The organism is Flavobacterium sp. LS1P28 (assembly GCF_003970335.1).
Taxonomy (GTDB): Bacteria; Bacteroidota; Bacteroidia; order Flavobacteriales; family Flavobacteriaceae; genus Flavobacterium.
In genome coordinates, this window is sequence record NZ_RYDI01000008.1 from 44193 (window position 1) to 61928 (window position 17736).

Sequence of the window (17736 nt, forward strand, 5' to 3'; positions counted from 1 at the left end):
GTATGAGTAATTCAAATCAACAACAAGAACAAATCAACATTGAGTTGGATGAGAAAATTGCCGAAGGAATTTATTCCAATTTGGCTATAATCAATCATTCGTCTTCTGAATTTGTTTTAGATTTTGTAAGCATCATGCCCGGCATACCTAAGGCTAAGGTAAAAGCAAGAATTGTCTTGACACCACAGCATGCTAAAAGATTGTTGAAAGCAATCGGAGAAAACATTCATCGTTTTGAAGTCGCTCATGGCGAAATAAAAGATACTGAACAAGCCCCGATTCCGCTTAATTTTGGTCCTGCGGGACAAGCATAATATCTTTAAAGGCTCCAGAAATGGAGCCTTTTTTATTTAAGGCTATTTTCTCAGTCTAGAATTATTGATTTCATTTCTGATTCGTGGTGTTAATTAGCTGTTTTTGTATGTAGGTTTTATGAATAAATTAGTATATCCAACCATCAAATCTTTGTTATACAGAACCTATTTGTACTTTGAACGGGTATAATGGCACTTCATCGAAAATATTTCCGACTCATTTATAAATGATATACTTTCGTGTTCGAGATGGAAAAAACACATTCTGTCTATTGTAAAATTGTAAGAGATATGAACTATTTATCTTTAAAAACAACTAAAAATGCAGGAAGTAATCGTTTCCTTTTGCTTGTTTTTATTCTAGTAACAAATATTTCTGTTTTTGCACAAACTGAGAAAAATTTAGTTGATGTGAATACAGTAGTAGTTGGTACAACTACAAAACAAGAGAATGTTTCAACAGTTTCTGCTTCAAATTCTAACAGTATGCATTTTATATTGTGGTTTATGGGTTCAAAACAAGATCCTAATAGCACAATTTCTATAGAAGGAATAAACGCTAAAAAACAAATAATCACATCAGGAGTTGCTCCAAATAGGCTGCTAATCAAGGCTTTCTTGAAAAAAGCGGTAAATTTAGAAAACATGATTGCTTGAGTATAATGCGATTTTAAAACATAAAAAAAACGCTAATTTCTAAAATTAGCGTTTTTTTATGCCTTTATTTTTTATGTCTGTGCTATTCAAGACCACCATTTAATTCCAGTAGGCAGGTGTTTACTTTATATTAAGAATTACTCAAATTCAGAAGTAAAGAATAACTTAACATTTGGATATTTATTTTGTGTCATTTGAATTGTGAAATCAGAATCAGCCAGAAATACTAATTGTCCGTATTTATCATGTGCCAAGAATTTTTGTTTGATTCTTCTGAATTCTTTGAACTCTTCGCTTTTTGGATCGTTTGGTTTTACCCAACATGCTTTGTGTACGGGGAAATTTTCATAGGTACATTTTGCTCCATATTCGTGTTCTAAACGGTATTGGATCACCTCGTATTGTAGGGCTCCAACCGTTCCAATGATTTTTCTGTTGTTCATTTCCAAAGTAAATAACTGCGCCACACCTTCATCCATTAACTGATCGATTCCTTTGTCCAGTTGTTTGGCTTTCATAGGATCAGCATTATTAATATATCGGAAATGTTCCGGGGAGAAACTCGGTATTCCTTTGAAACTCATAATTTCTCCTTCGGTCAATGTATCTCCAATTTTGAAATTTCCTGTATCATGTAAGCCAACAATATCACCTGGATAGGAAATGTCTACAATTTCTTTCTTTTCGGCAAAAAAAGCATTTGGACTCGAAAATTTTAAGTTTTTCTTCTGACGCACGTGGTAATACGGTTTGTTTCTTTCGAAAGTTCCGGATACTATTTTTATAAAGGCCAGACGATCTCTGTGTTTTGGATCCATATTGGCATGGATTTTAAACACAAATCCTGTCATTTTTTCCTCTTTGGGATCTACTAATCGGGTTTCCGAATCTTTTGGTCTTGGTGATGGGGCAATTTGAACAAAACAGTCCAATAATTCTCTAACTCCAAAATTATTCAATGCCGAACCAAAAAATACAGGTTGTAGTTTTCCGTCTAAATAATCCTGACGATCAAATTTAGGATAAACTTCATCAATCAACTCTAGTTCTTCCCGCAAGCTGTCAGCTGGTTTTTGACCGATAATTTTCTCTAATTCCGGATTTTTAACATCGGAAAAAGCAATTGTTTCTTCAATATTTTTACGGCTGTCACCGCTAAATAAGTTGATGTTTTGTTCCCAAAGGTTGTAGATTCCTTGAAAATCATAGCCCATTCCTATTGGGAAACTTAATGGCGTAACTGTTAAACCTAGCTTTTGTTCCACTTCATCCATCAAGTCAAAAGCGTCTTTTCCTTCTCGGTCTAATTTATTGATGAATACGATAATTGGAATTTTTCGCATTCTACAAACGGCCACTAATTTCTCTGTTTGTTCTTCAACACCTTTGGCAACATCAATTACAACAATAACGCTGTCAACAGCTGTTAAGGTTCTAAAAGTGTCCTCCGCAAAATCCTTGTGACCTGGCGTATCGAGAATGTTTATCTTTTTGTCTTTATAATTGAAAGCCAAAACCGAAGTAGAAACCGAAATTCCTCTCTGGCGTTCAATTTCCATAAAGTCACTGGTAGCTCCTTTTTTGATTTTATTGTTTTTTACAGCACCAGCCTCTTGAATCGCACCACCAAAAAGGAGGAGTTTTTCTGTAAGTGTTGTTTTTCCGGCATCAGGATGTGAGATAATCCCAAAAGTTCTTCTGCGTTGTATTTCTTCTAAAAAGCCCATATTTATATCAATAGTGTGCAAAAGTACTATTTATAAATGCCAATTAAAAAAATGTATCCTCTTAATTAATGATGTGGGTTTTGAAAATGGATTTCAGTCGATTTTTTTAAATTTTATTAGATAGCTTATGACGCTATTAGGTATAAAAAAGGCTGTCAAAATAGACAGCCTTTAAAATAGTTTGGGTTACATGTTTGTCGACCAGATGGAATATCCATTTGGGGGACACTGTATTTTGACCCATTTGTCTGCTTGAGTAGTCGGCTGCCAAGTTGAATTACCTGTAAAATCTTTGATTTGAGCATTAGTCCAGTTGGTCTGAATCCATCGTTCTTGCCAAGTGGATGAATTATTGATGTAAACCACTAATCCGGGATTGCCGTTATATCCGTTTCTACGGGCGATGTATTCATCAGTATCAGTATATAAAATAGAGGTGTTGCCAGTAGCTTTATTGTTATGAATCCAAATTAAGTTATTCATTTTCGTTTTATTAAGCCATTCTTCGTAATCTCGGTAAAAAATAGTTGGGTATCCTTCATGCGTTAAGATGTAGGCATACGCTAGCTCTTTTTTCCAAATTTCATCAGTGTCATGGTTGGTGACAAAAGTAACCGCTTTGTGCGGGTTTCTTTTCCACATCATGTCGTCATTCAAAATATTTAGGTTGTTTCCGTCGAAAGCATCGTTCATTTTATAATAGCACGCAAAATCAAAAACGGAACTGTTGGCATTATTCGCCCAATCATTCAGTATGTTTACGTTAGAATCCCATAATTCACCAACGGAGAAACCACCAACGTTTGCATTCCAATCTTTTATGACCCACGGAGCAAAACCTTTTACGTAATCAAATCTCCATCCATCAAATTTCATTGTGTTTTTATAGTATTTCCCTACTCCGTCTGCTCTTTTCCAAAGCCAGTCTTGTACATTTGGTACTACATGGGCTAAATCTGGAAATCCCCCAAAGGAACCTTCGTCATTATTACCGTACGCATTTTTATAGAAATCAGCACTGGTTCTTGGAAATTTTCCAGAAGCAACACCGGTAAAGTTTGTGTAGGTTTGTGTTCCTGTAAAAGGGTTGTTTTCTAATTGTCCGCCACTGTTGTGATTCAGTACCATATCCGCATAAACCTGCATGTTTTCAGAATGTACTTTTGTAATCAGGCTTTCTAATTCAGCACGGGAACCAAATCTGGTTTCTACCGTACCATTTTGATTGAAATTCCCAAAATCAAAATAGTCAGTAGGATCGTAGCCCATAGAAAACGGTCCGTTTTGAGCTTTTGATACCGGAGGAAGCCAGATAGAGCCAATGCCGGCATTTGACCAATCTGTTATTTTTGTATTTACAGTATTCCACCAGTTTCCACCGGCAGGTACATCCCAGTAGAAAGCTTGTATCATTACACCACCTCCGGGATTTGCAACATATCTTCCAGTTGGTATATTAGTTGATGCTCCAGTGCTGAATGGCCGTCCGTCGTGATTAGTGACATTAACCACTTTGAATTGTGTTGCCGTTTCAGTTGGATTGTCTGCCAGATCATCATTTGAATTACAGGAGTACAAGCCAGCAAGTAAAGCGGTCAATAAATAAATTTTGAAATTTGGTTTTTTCATAAAACGATAAATTAAGGTAGTTAATAAATTTGGGACATTTTAATTAAAATCGATTAGGATGCGTATTAAGTCTATAAGATTCATTATGAAAGAATAGATTGCGATTTAAATCATAATTTTATTTAAATCAAAACAAAAAGCATTAAATAATAGTGATAATATATTTTTTAAGTTTATTTTTTAAATAAATATCATTTTTAGCTAATTTATAAAAATTATCAAAGGACTCGTAAAGCAGTGCTTTTAATTTGTAGCGATAACGTTGTAGTGTTGAGAACTTTTTAAATAAGGATCCTTATAATGAGGTTTTTAAAGCTGGATTTTTGTTTTTGAAGTAAAAAGGTTAAAGTTTTATCTTTTAGATTGTTTGAACGGAACAGCAGATGCGCGAGTAAAGAGGTTTCATAATTAGTAAGAGCTGGGAAAAAGAAGAAAATAATTGATTGCCGTTTCGATAGCATAAATGTAAGGAATAGGGAGTCCTTTATTTAGGTCTTTAAAAGTCTCTTTTTTAGGATTTAGAAGCGGAAACAAACAGGGAATAATTGGGTGTATAAATTTTTGTTAATAGTAGTACGGAAACTTGTATTATATAATTGAATTGTTATTTTTGTCTCTTTTAAATTTAAAAAAAAGGAAGTAATTTGGAATGCAAATGCAATTCATTTCCTGAAGCTTAAAAGTGTATATTTGGCAAAAATTAATATTGCTTTTACAAGCCATACTTTAAAGTCGGGAATATAAATCCTTCATTATAAAAATAAACTAGAAAAATGCCAATAAAACACATACAAATGAAATTTATTAATAAAATTGTTCTTCCTTTTTTTCTTTTGCTATTTTCCAGTGGCCTTTTACAGGCACAAGAAATCATTAAGGATACTGTAATCGTTCCTATTAAAAAAACGCAATCTACTGGGAAGCAAAAAATTGATGGGGTTATTGGTACCGTAGGAGATTATATTATATTAGATTCGGATATTGACAAGTCATATCTTGAAATTTCTAGTCAGGGAGGTTCTGTAAAAGACATTACAAGATGCCAAATGTTAGGGAAGTTATTAGAAGATAAATTGTATGCGCACCAAGCCATTCAGGATAGTATCGTAGTGACTGATGCCGAAGTAAAAGGTATGATGGAAGAACGATTGAGCTATATGACAGAGCAAATCGGGTCGCTGGAAAAAGTGGTGGAGTATTATAAAAAAGATTCGGAAGAAGAATTCAGAACCTATTTCTCAGATATTCTAAAAGAGAATAAGCTCACGTCAGAAATGCAGAAGAAAATTATTGAAGCAGTAGAAATTACACCGGAAGAAGTTCGTAATTTCTTTAAAAAGATACCTGCCGCTGATCTTCCTTTTTTTGGAGCAGAAATGGAAGTGTCACAAATTATAATTACTCCCAAAGTTTCAGCTGCCGATAAACAAAAGGTAATTGATCGATTGAATTTGTTTAAAAAAGAAATATTAGAAGGATCTAGCTTTTCAACTAAAGCCGTATTGTATTCTCAAGATCCCGGTTCAAGAGCAAATGGAGGCTATTATAAAATGAATAGGAAGACCCCTTTTGTAAAAGAGTTTAAAGAAGTAGCTTTCAGTCTGGCTGAGGGAGAGATATCCGCTCCTTTTGAAACTGATTTTGGGTTTCACATTATTTACATAGAAAAGATAAAAGGACAAGAAGTAGAATTGCGTCACATATTATTGAGTCCAACTGTAACAGAGGAAGCTTTGAATGAAGCTAAAGAAAAAATCACTTTGATCAGAAAAAGAATCGAAGATAAAGAAATTACTTTTGAGGAAGCAGCAAGAACTTTATCTGACGAGAAAGAAACAAGAGCCAATGGAGGCGCATTGATTAATCCAAAAACGCAAGATACCCGTTTTGAATTGACGAAAATGGACCCCGCTTTTTACAGTCAAGTGTCAAATTTGAAAGAAGGCGAGATTTCACTTCCCATTTTAGACCAAGGTGAAGAAGGTAAAAAGAAATTCAAATTGATTACCGTGACCAATAGAATAGAAGAGCATACTGCTGATTACGCAAATGATTACATCAAAATTAAAGATTTAGCTTTGAAAGACAAGCAAATTACAGCTATTGGGAAATGGTTTGGAGATAAAATTAAAGAAACGTATATCAAAATCATTGGAGAATACAGAGATTGTGCTTTTACAAACAACTGGATAAAGAAATAATTTACCACAAGAACACATTAAGTAATAACCATGGTATAATGTCGTATTTTAAAATCAGGATAAAATCATGTAAAAATCTGATTTAAAGCTGTTTTACTTAAAGTTAATTCTTTTGACTTTACGACTTTTAAACTTTCGACTTACTTATGTGAGAGGAATCGCAAATATTTTTTTTCAATAAAATAAATAAAAAGAGTTAGTTTTATGATTTCATAACGCTAACTCTTTTTTAATTTTAAATTTTTATAAATGTCAGACGTAGCAGCAATACACAACCTAGTTCAAAAAAGGAATGAGCTGAAAAAGGAAATCGCAAAAATCATAGTGGGACAGGATGCTGTAGTAGATCAAATTTTGCTTTGTATTTTTTCTGGGGGACATGCTTTGTTAGTAGGAGTGCCTGGATTAGCTAAAACATTAATGGTAAATACGCTGGCACAAGCATTAGGTCTTGATTTTAAAAGAATTCAGTTTACACCGGATTTGATGCCCTCTGATATTTTGGGCAGTGAAATATTAGAGGAGAACCGTCAATTTAAATTTATAAAAGGGCCTATTTTTTCTAATATTGTTCTGGCAGATGAGATAAACCGAACACCACCCAAAACGCAGGCAGCCTTGCTGGAAGCCATGCAGGAGCGCGCTGTTACTATTGCTGGGGAGAATTACAAGTTAGCCTTGCCTTATTTTGTTTTGGCCACGCAAAACCCAATAGAACAAGAAGGAACATATCCTTTGCCTGAAGCTCAATTGGATCGGTTTATGTTTGCTATAAAGCTGGAATATCCTTCTTTTGCAGAGGAAGTTCAAGTAGTAAAACGCACGACATCAGACATGAAAAACACGATCAATCCATTATTTACTGCACAAGAAATTATTGATTTTCAACATTTGATTCGCAGAATTCCCGTGGCTGATAATGTAATTGAATATGCCGTGACATTAGTGAGTAAAACTCGTCCTGAAAATCCATTATCAAATGAGTTTGTAAAAAACTATCTCGATTGGGGAGCGGGGCCCCGAGCATCTCAAAATTTGATTTTGGCAGCCAAAGCCAACGCTGCTTTCAATGGAAAATTTTCGCCGGATATTGAAGATGTGAAAGCGGTAGCCACCGGGATTTTACGCCATCGAATTATTAAAAATTACAAAGCAGATGCCGAAGGAATTACCGAAGAAATGATAATTGCTAAGTTGGTTTGACTTTTTTTTGGTACTCGGTTCTTATTTTTAGACAGGAACTACAACGTTTTCTTAGTTATAATGGTTTTTATGATCTGATACTAGTTAGAATGTAATTAATTCTTTAGGGATTAATCAGTTTATAGTTAAATTTTTTAAAATTATTTAATTATAAAGGGTAAAAATCAGTATTTAGTAATAATATCATTTGAAAAAACCACATCTATTAATTTTTTTTAAATATCATCTTAAAGAGCTAAATTTGCGACGTGAATAAAAACTACGCATCATGGCTTTTAATTTTGAGTACATTAAAATAAATAGCTTTTAACATTGAAAACAATTTACTATGAACATTTATAACGATTATCTGAAAGAAATCGAAGACAGAAAAACTCAGGGACTTAATCCAAAGCCAATTGATAGCGCTGATTTAGTAAGCGAAATCATTTTGCAAATTAAAGATTCAAATAACGCAAATCGCAAGGATTCAATTTCGTTTTTTATTTATAATACTGTTCCTGGGACAACACCTGCAGCTGGCGTAAAAGCGTCTTTTTTGAAGGAGATTGTTCTTGGTGAATCAGTAGTGAATGAAATAACACCAGCTTTTGCATTAGAGTTATTATCACAGATGAAAGGTGGTCCTTCAATCAAAGTTTTGCTTGACTTAGCTTTAGGAAATGAAATCACAATTGCAAAAGTGGCGGCAGAAGTTCTAAAGACACAAGTATTTCTTTATGAGGCTGATACCGATCGCTTAGAGGCGGCATTTAAAAACGGTAGTGCGTTTGCAAAGGAAATTTTAGTGAGTTACGCTAAGGCGGAATTCTTTACGAAGCTGCCAGAGGTAGTTGAGGAAATTCAGGTTGTTACCTATGTTGCTGGTGAAGGAGATATTTCGACAGATTTACTTTCTCCGGGTAACCAAGCGCATTCACGCTCTGATCGTGAGCTACACGGAAAATGTTTGATTTCGCCTGAAGCTCAAGATGAAATTAAAGCGCTTCAAGCGCAACACCCAGACAAAAGTGTTATGTTGATTGCCGAAAAAGGAACTATGGGTGTAGGCTCTTCAAGGATGTCAGGAGTGAATAATGTGGCTCTTTGGACAGGTAAAAAAGCAAGTCCTTATGTCCCATTCATAAACATAGCTCCAATTGTTGCTGGAACTAACGGTATTTCCCCAATTTTCCTTACTACTGTTGATGTGACGGGTGGTATTGGTCTGGATCTTCAAAACTGGGTTAAGAAAACAGATGCAAATGGAACGGTAGTCCGCAATGAAAATGGTGAGCCTATTCTGGAAGAAGTTTATTCTATTGCAACAGGAACAGTGCTGACCATAAATACAAAAACTAAGAAGCTCTATAACGGCGATAAAGAATTAATTGATATTTCTAAGGCATTTACGCCTCAGAAAATGGAATTTATTAAAGCGGGTGGATCTTACGCTATTGTATTTGGAAAAAAACTACAAACTTTTGCATCAAAGACTTTAGGAATTGATATCGTATCGGTATTTGCTCCGTCAAAAGAAATTTCTATTGAAGGACAAGGTCTTACCGCAGTAGAAAAAATATTTAATAAAAATGCAGTTGGTTCAACACCAGGTAAAGTTTTACATGCAGGTTCTGATGTGCGCGTTACAGTAAACATAGTAGGTTCGCAAGATACTACAGGCTTAATGACTTCTCAGGAATTAGAGTCTATGGCTGCTACTGTGATTTCTCCAATTGTTGATGGTGCATACCAATCAGGTTGTCATACAGCATCAGTTTGGGATAATAAATCCAAAGCAAACATTCCAAGATTGATGAAGTTTATGAATGACTTTGGTTTGATTACAGCTCGTGACCCTAAAGGGAACTATCACGCAATGACTGATGTGATTCACAAAGTTCTTAATGATATTACTGTTGATGAGTGGGCGATTATTATTGGCGGTGACTCTCATACCAGAATGTCTAAAGGGGTTGCCTTTGGGGCTGATTCGGGGACAGTTGCACTTGCACTAGCTACGGGTGAAGCTTCAATGCCAATTCCGGAATCAGTAAAAGTTACCTTCAAAGGGGATATGAAAGAATATATGGATTTCCGTGATGTTGTTCATGCTACCCAATCTCAAATGCTGAAGCAATTTGGTGGAGAGAATGTATTTCAAGGACGAATTATTGAGGTTCATTTAGGAACACTCACTGCTGATCAGGCCTTTACTTTTACAGATTGGACTGCAGAAATGAAGGCGAAAGCTTCTATTTGTATTTCTGAGGATGATACTTTGATCGAATCATTAGAGATTGCCAAAGGCAGAATCCAGATCATGATTGACAAAGGAATGGATAACGAGAACCAAGTTCTTAAAGGATTAATTGCTATCGCTAATAATAGAATCGCAGCCATCAGATCAGGTGATAAACCAGCTTTGATACCGGATGCTAATGCAAAATATTTTGCTGAAGTTGTAATCGATTTAGATATCGTTGCTGAGCCTATGATTGCAGATCCAGACGTAAATAACGCGGATGTTTCTAAGCGTTATACGCACGATACCATTAGACCACTTTCTTTTTACGGTGGTGTAAAAAAAGTAGATCTTGGTTTTGTAGGATCTTGTATGGTACACAAAGGTGATTTGAAGATTCTTTCTCAAATGCTAAAAAATATAGATGAGCAACACGGTAAAGTAGAGTTTAAAGCACCGCTTGTTGTTGCGCCTCCTACTTATAATATTGTAGATGAACTTAAAGCTGAAGGAGACTGGGAAGTTTTACAAAAGTATTCTGGTTTTGAATTTGATGATAATGCTCCTAAAGGCGAGGCACGTACAGGATATGAAAATATTCTATACCTAGAGCGTCCAGGCTGTAATTTATGTATGGGTAACCAAGAAAAAGCAGCAAAAGGAGATACTGTAATGGCAACATCTACTCGCCTTTTCCAAGGAAGAGTTGTTGAAGATACGGAAGGTAAAAAAGGAGAATCGTTACTTTCATCAACACCGGTTGTTGTGTTGTCTACAATTTTAGGCAGAACCCCAACTCTTGAGGAATACAAAGCTGCAGTAAAAGGTATAAATCTAACGCAGTTTGCACCATCTCATAAGTTATTGGTTAGGTAATAATTAATTTTTGTTAATACTATTAAAAAGCTTGGGTCTTTCGACAGACTCAGGCTTTTTTTATTTTAATAGGTCTTCATTTTTTTTGTACCTTGTGGTTCTAAAATATAATAACAGAAAATAATTAGATATGGCTTTTGATATTGAAATGATTAAAAAAGTGTATGACAACATGACTACTCGTGTTGATAAAGCACGCGAAATAGTTGGCCATCCGCTTACATTAACGGAGAAAATATTGTACAATCACCTTTGGGATGGAATGCCTTCACAAGCTTTTACCCGAGGAGCTGATTATGTTGATTTTGCTCCAGACAGAGTGGCTTGTCAGGATGCAACCGCTCAAATGGCATTATTGCAGTTCATGCATGCCGGTAAAACTAAAGTAGCGGTTCCTACAACAGTGCATTGTGATCACTTGATCCAGGCAAAAGTGGATGCAGTAACTGATTTGGCCAGAGCAAAAACACAAAGTAATGAAGTGTTTGAATTCCTTTCTTCAGTATCTAATAAATACGGAATTGGTTTCTGGAAACCAGGAGCCGGAATTATTCACCAGGTAGTGCTTGAAAATTATGCATTTCCAGGCGGAATGATGATCGGTACTGATTCTCATACTGTTAATGCAGGAGGTTTAGGAATGGTAGCAATTGGTGTTGGTGGTGCTGATGCGGTTGATGTGATGTCAGGAATGGCTTGGGAATTAAAATTTCCTAAATTAATTGGAGTAAAATTAACTGGAAAACTTTCCGGTTGGACAGCGCCAAAAGACGTAATCCTTAAAGTAGCCGGTATTCTTACTGTAAAAGGTGGGACAGGTGCTATCGTGGAGTATTTTGGCGAAGGAGCAACTTCCATGTCTTGTACTGGAAAAGGAACGATCTGTAATATGGGTGCCGAAATTGGTGCTACTACTTCTACATTTGGTTATGACGCTTCCATGGGGCGTTATTTGCGTTCTACTAATAGAGCTGATGTAGCAGATGCAGCGGATAAAATTGCACCGTACTTAACAGGTGATGCTGAAGTTTATGCAAATCCAGAATTGTATTTTGACCAAGTAATCGAAATCAACTTAGACGAATTAGAACCCCATTTAAACGGTCCTTATACCCCTGATTTAGCTACTCCAATTTCTAAAATGAAAGAAGAAGCAATCAAAAATAACTGGCCTTTGAAAATTGAAGTAGGTTTGATAGGTTCTTGTACCAACTCTTCCTACGAAGATATCGCTCGTGCTGCTTCATTGGCAAAACAAGTTACAGATAAAAATTTAAAAATAAAATCTGAATTTACCATTACTCCAGGATCTGAAGTAGTTCGTTATACCATAGAACGTGACGGATTTATCGATATTTTCGATAAAATGGGAGCAACAGTTTTTGCGAACGCTTGCGGACCGTGTATCGGAATGTGGGATAGAGAAGGGGCTGAAAAAGAAGAGCGCAACACTATCGTTCACTCTTTCAATCGTAACTTCTCCAAACGTGCCGATGGAAATCCAAACACTTTGGCATTTGTAGGCTCTCCTGAATTGGTAACCGCATTGGCTATTGCCGGAGATCTGGGTTTCAACCCATTGACGGATACCTTAATTAATGAAAATGGGGAAGAAGTAATGCTGGATGCGCCAACAGGAAATGAATTACCTCCAAAAGGGTTTGATGCCGAAGATCCAGGTTTTCAAGCGCCAGCTGTTGATGGTTCAGGAGTTCAGGTTTCTGTTAGTGAAACTTCAGAGCGCTTGCAATTGTTAGCTCCGTTTTTGCCTTGGGATGGAAAAAATATTACAGGGGCTAAATTATTGATCAAAGCTTTTGGAAAATGTACTACAGATCACATTTCTATGGCTGGGCCATGGTTGCGTTTCCGTGGGCATTTAGATAACATCTCTAATAATATGTTGATTGGTGCCATCAATGCATTCAACCAAAAACCCAATACCGTTAAAAATCAGTTGACTGGTACTTACGATGCAGTTCCGGCTGTAGCGCGTGCTTACAAAGCGGCAGGTGTTCCTTCGATTGTTGTGGGCGATCACAACTATGGGGAAGGATCTTCTCGTGAACATGCAGCAATGGAGCCGCGTTTCTTAGGTGTGAAAGCTGTATTGGTAAAATCATTTGCTCGTATTCATGAAACAAACCTTAAAAAACAAGGCCTTTTAGGATTGACATTTGCTACTGAAGCGGATTACGATAAAATCCAGGAAGATGACACCATCAACTTCACAGACTTAATTGATTTTGCTCCGGGAAAACCATTAACATTAGAATTTGTTCACGCTGATGGAACTAAAGATATTATCTTGGCAAACCACACGTACAACGCAGGACAAATTGGTTGGTTCATTGCAGGTTCAGCCTTAAACTTGATTGCTGCTGCCGGAAAAGCATAAGCATTCAAATAATTTATTTCAAAACTCTCAAGGAAACTTGGGAGTTTTTTTTTGGAGCTATTTCCTGCTCTCCGTTTCAAGCTTTTTCGTGAAATTACATTTTTTTAACGATAAAAAGGAGCTTCCTTTGGTCGCTCTTTTTATCTAAAAAAAATGTAATTTCACTTCAAAAGGCTTTCCACTTCCATCAGGGCTATGACAAACTAACAGTGTTATTATTTTGAATAAAGAATAGATTTTACTCAAAAAAATATTAAAAAATTACAAAAAAGGTATGAAATGTTCTTTTTGGACGTTAAAAGTTAAAAAAAAGAGAAGTCCTTAAGTTATAAGACTTATATTAGCTTTTTTGTAAAATAAAATTCATCGATTTTTTTCGGCTAGTAATACTGATTCGCACTCCATTAAGTGGCTTGTTTTTTAGATCAGTAGTACCATAGTATTGTAAGATTCCTTTTTGAGTTCTTGCGATGAATTAGAATAAGATCATTCAAAATTTTACAAACACAGAATCAGGTTTTTTTTATAAAAAAGGTGTTTTTCCACCCTTTTTTTATAAATAGAAAAAATATAAGCAAATAAACCAAAGCGAAATTTAATAATTATATCCCGAAATCGCTTTTGAGGAATACATAGGATAAGTAATTTGAAAGAGAAGAGTATGAGTGTAAGAGTAATTGTAGCGTTTTTTTTATTTAATAGTATAGTTCTTTTTTCACAGGAAAAAATTATAAAACATACCATCGTAAAAGGGGAAACAATATCGAGTATTGCTGAGCGCTATGAAGTGAAACAAAACGCCATTTACAAACTAAATCCTAAAGCCAAAAATCTTTTAAAGCTTAATTCAGTATTGTTAATTCCAATTATAGATCTGAAAAAAACCACTACAAAAACGAATACTCCCTTAAAATATGCTACTAAAGAGCACGAAGTACTCGCTAAACAGACTCCGTACGGAATTGCAAAGGAATACGGAATATCTCTGGCAGAATTAAACCAATCCAATCCTGAACTAGAAGCTAAAGGACTCCAAATAGGACAAAAAATCACCATTCCGGGAACCGCAGTTACAACCTCAAAAGTGGTTGTTTCTCCATCTAAAAAAGCAACTTTTACACCAGAAATAGTCCTAGACACTGAAGCAACTAATAAACAAATTTCTGAAATTTTGATACGGGAAGTTTTATCAAAAGAAACCAAATATTCCATTGCAAAACAGTACGGAATCACCATTGGTGAATTAGACAAAGCCAATCCTGCAATAGGCGTTAAACCACTTCGGGTAGGACAAAAAATCAATATTCCCGGGACTCAGTTACCCGTTACTCAAACAGCTGTAGTATTGCAGGAAGAGATTAAGGTACAAACAGCAGCACCTAAAGCCAGTTTATCTGTTGATCCTGTTGGGCCGGAAATCACAACAACCGTAGTTTTACAGTCAAAAAATGATGTACCCGTACTATCAACGGAGGGCGAAGAGAAGGAAGATTTTCAACGTATTGTGCGGGAAGTAATGCCTAAAGAGACTAAGTATTCCATTGCAAAACAGTATGGGATTACGGTTAAGGAATTAGAGAAACAAAATCCAGATGTGAAAAGAAAACTTCCCATAGGGTACAAGTTAATGATTCAGTCTCCTCGTGTACTATTAGAGAATAATAATGCTGAGGGTAATGGTATTATTGCGCAAACTAAACCGGAATTACACCCGTTTACCAAGCCTGTTTTTAATCATGATTTTCTAGATCAATTGATTGAGCATGCCTCCGAAAATATAGGAACCAGATACCGGATGGGCGGAACCACAAAATCTGGGTTTGACTGTTCTGGCTTGATGTGTACTACTTTTGAGGCATTTGATATTAAGTTGCCAAGAACATCAATAGCTCAATCCAGTTTTGGAACAAAGATTAATACGGAAGAAGCTAAAAAAGGGGATTTGATTTTCTTTAAGACAAATGGAAGGCGCCAAATTAATCATGTAGGGATGGTTGTAGAAGTTTGTGAAGGAGAGATAAAATTCATTCACGCCTCAGTGAGCAGTGGTGTTATCATTTCCTCTACAAAAGAAAAATATTATGAAAAAAACTTTACTCAAATAAATCGAGTGTTGCAGTAAAGCGCTTTTTAAAAAAATTATAAAATACCAAAGCTTTTTCAGGTAACTGAAAAGGCTTTGGTGTTTTTAGGGCTTAATTATTTAGGAAGTGCTTCACTATTTATTTCAATCCAATATCCATCAGGATCCTGAATGTAGATTTGTCTGATACCATCAGCTCGAACAGTAATTTTATCAAGTGTGCCCGGCCAATCTGAATAGGTAATGTTTAGGGTTTTTAATGCCGAAATCAATGCGTCAAAGTTGGCAGATTTAAAGGCTAAGTGGACTGCTTTATTGATTTTTACAGGTTCTTTAATCGTAGATACGAGATGTAATTCTTTTCCGTCACCTAAAGAAACCCAACGAATGCCTTCTTTTTTTGTAAGGTTTGTGATTTCTGAAAGATGTAAAATATTCTTGTAGAAATCAACCGATCGGTCTAGGTCTTTTACGGAAAGGGCAATATGATCTAATTTCAGGGAAAAGGAATTAGTGTTTTGCGCATAAATACTTGATGTACAGGCAAAAGTGAATAATAGTGTGGCTAAAAATGTGGTTTTCATAGTGTTAAATAGAATTAAGCGGTTTTAGTTTTAGGTGACTGTCCACAAAGTAGACTAAGTTTACTGCCTGCAATGGCTTCAAAAAAGGGAATCAGGCCGTTTTATATTCAATTGATGTATCTTGAAGCAATTGTTTTATAATTTTGATTTTGTGGAATAATTTGGTTTAAGCAAGATACTATTTATCACGTTGATTAATTCCTGCGTGCTGCTGGTATTCGTATTTACTGCACTACTGTTAGTGCCATAAGGCGCATATATGTTTTGATTTTCTCGTGAAAAAAGTCCAATTGTTGGTGTTAGGGCTGAACTGGCTAAATGCATGATCCCACTATCAGCTCCAATAAAAAGTTTAGTATTTGCAATTACGGAGGCAATTTCTCGAATGTGTTTACTGTAAAATGTAGTTGCTTTAAAACCTATTTGGGAAATATTCTCAACGGGTAAAACCTCAATGATGTTATACTCTTGGTATTCTGTTTTTAACCTTTTATAGCATTCTTCCCACCAGGTTTCTGAATAGCATTTGTCATCTGTTGCATAGGTAAAGATGCAAATCGTCTCTTTGTCATTTTTGACTAGTTCTTGGACTATTTTTTGACCTTCAGCATGCTCAGCAAGACTCAATTTAAGATCTAGCGGTGGTACTGGATTTTTGTTTTCCGGGAATCCCAGAGTGGTCAAAAAGTTTCTGAATTCATATACCGGGTATTTTGCAATATGCTTGTAATCGGGATGATTTAACGATATGTCTTTATCAAGCGCTCCAAAAAATTTATATTTGGCATCTGCAAATTGAGCGGATAATCGTCCAGAAGAGGAGTTTTTATCCACATTGATGACAATGTCATATTTTTGTTTTTTAATTCGTATCCAAACCTTAAAATATTCAACAAGATTTTTGAATGGTTTTTTGGGAAGTTCAATTACGGTATCGATATTGGTATATTTTTCAAATACAATTGGTGCTAAACCACCTTTTACAAACAAATCAATCTTGCAGTCCGGAAAAGTAGCTATTACATCTTCAACAAGTGGGGTAATGAGCAACAGATTTCCCAATCTGTGGTTGGGTCTGGAAATTAAAACTCTTTTGATCTCTACTTTTTGAGTCCAATCAATTTTTTGATTCTTTTGTGAATTACCAATATTTTTAGTTAGGCCTTGTGTTGCAATTCTTCGGAATACATTTATTTTTTTTAAGATACTCATGCGTTTAAAATAGAATTTAGAATTGAACTTTACTATTATTTATCAAAGGAATCAAGTGGTGCATAGTACGGTTCCGGAATGTAAACAATCGGAACACCTCAAAAGGTACTCGGTACGCAACAAATGTACAATTTAGATCGAAACAATGCTGTTTCTAGTCTTTATTATAATAGATTGGTTCAGTGAATTTATGAGCTATGAGCCAAGTGTATGTGTGAAGCGGTACTCAAATGAGTTTTGAATTCAAAAGTATTTTTATATATGGGTTCCAGCAGAAATACAGATTGGCCAAAGTCTGCCAGCTAAACTATATTACACACGATTTTTGTCGGGGTTCTGTTGTAATGAAGATTGTTGTAAAAATAGAACAATAAGTATCACCTCGGTATTTTATAAATTGGCACAGCACATCAATTCGTACAAAGAGGGGCAAGTGGATTTTAATTTTGTGAAATGGTAGGGATATATGTAGGATATAGAAAGGCCTTATTTCTCTTTTGAATAAAAATAATTGAGCTATTCTTAAAAAAGCGTAATAAGAGCCGTTATAATTGCATTTTTCGTAAAAAAAGCTGAATAAGTATATAAAGAGGTTTGTTTTAGTTAAAAAAATCTAAATTATTGGTGC

The 17736-nt window shown here is 35.4% G+C and carries 11 protein-coding genes; 7 read left to right on the plus strand and 4 right to left on the minus strand.

Going from position 1 to position 17736, the window contains the following annotated elements:
* Positions 1–2: 2 nt before the first annotated feature.
* Entirely contained in the window at positions 3–314 is a 312-nt protein-coding gene (locus EKL97_RS08115) for a DUF3467 domain-containing protein (protein ID WP_126455867.1), read from the plus strand.
* Positions 315–605: 291 nt separating this feature from the next.
* Positions 606–971 (plus strand): hypothetical protein, encoded by a 366-nt coding sequence (locus EKL97_RS08120; protein WP_126561662.1) that lies wholly within the window; start codon positions 606–608, stop codon positions 969–971.
* 137 nt (positions 972–1108) lie between these two features.
* Here EKL97_RS08120 and EKL97_RS08125 read toward each other — a convergent pair whose 3' ends face one another.
* Together EKL97_RS08125 and EKL97_RS08130 are read right to left on the minus strand one after the other, a co-directional pair.
* On the minus strand, positions 1109–2698 hold the full coding sequence (locus EKL97_RS08125; RefSeq protein ID WP_126463130.1) for a peptide chain release factor 3: 1590 nt from the start codon (positions 2696–2698) through the stop codon (positions 1109–1111).
* 186 nt (positions 2699–2884) lie between these two features.
* Positions 2885–4327: an alpha-amylase gene (locus EKL97_RS08130; protein ID WP_126561663.1), complete on the minus strand. Its 1443-nt coding sequence runs from the start codon at positions 4325–4327 to the stop codon at positions 2885–2887.
* A 794-nt stretch (positions 4328–5121) separates the two neighbouring features.
* On the opposite strand from EKL97_RS08130, the gene EKL97_RS08135 reads away from it, so the two are divergent.
* The 5 genes from EKL97_RS08135 to EKL97_RS08155 all read left to right on the plus strand — a co-directional run bounded on the left by EKL97_RS08135 (position 5122) and on the right by EKL97_RS08155 (position 15351).
* On the plus strand, positions 5122–6528 hold the full coding sequence (locus EKL97_RS08135; RefSeq protein WP_370272947.1) for a peptidylprolyl isomerase: 1407 nt from the start codon (positions 5122–5124) through the stop codon (positions 6526–6528).
* Positions 6529–6777: 249 nt separating this feature from the next.
* A complete protein-coding gene (locus EKL97_RS08140; protein ID WP_126561665.1) occupies positions 6778–7731 on the plus strand; it encodes an AAA family ATPase in 954 nt (317 codons plus the stop codon).
* Between the two features lie 328 nt (positions 7732–8059).
* Positions 8060–10831 (plus strand): bifunctional aconitate hydratase 2/2-methylisocitrate dehydratase, encoded by a 2772-nt coding sequence (locus tag EKL97_RS08145; protein ID WP_126568619.1) that lies wholly within the window; start codon positions 8060–8062, stop codon positions 10829–10831.
* A gap of 130 nt (positions 10832–10961) precedes the next feature.
* Positions 10962–13229: an aconitate hydratase gene (locus tag EKL97_RS08150; protein ID WP_126561666.1), complete on the plus strand. Its 2268-nt coding sequence runs from the start codon at positions 10962–10964 to the stop codon at positions 13227–13229.
* A gap of 661 nt (positions 13230–13890) precedes the next feature.
* On the plus strand, positions 13891–15351 hold the full coding sequence (locus tag EKL97_RS08155; protein ID WP_126561667.1) for a peptidoglycan endopeptidase: 1461 nt from the start codon (positions 13891–13893) through the stop codon (positions 15349–15351).
* Positions 15352–15428: 77 nt separating this feature from the next.
* Here EKL97_RS08155 and EKL97_RS08160 read toward each other — a convergent pair whose 3' ends face one another.
* Positions 15429–15896, minus strand: a complete 468-nt coding sequence (locus EKL97_RS08160; protein WP_126561668.1) for a VOC family protein — start codon at positions 15894–15896, stop codon at positions 15429–15431.
* Between the two features lie 135 nt (positions 15897–16031).
* Complete coding sequence (locus EKL97_RS08165; RefSeq protein ID WP_126568620.1) at positions 16032–17108, minus strand: glycosyltransferase family 9 protein; 1077 nt, start codon at positions 17106–17108, stop codon at positions 16032–16034.
* Positions 17109–17736: the final 628 nt, after the last annotated feature.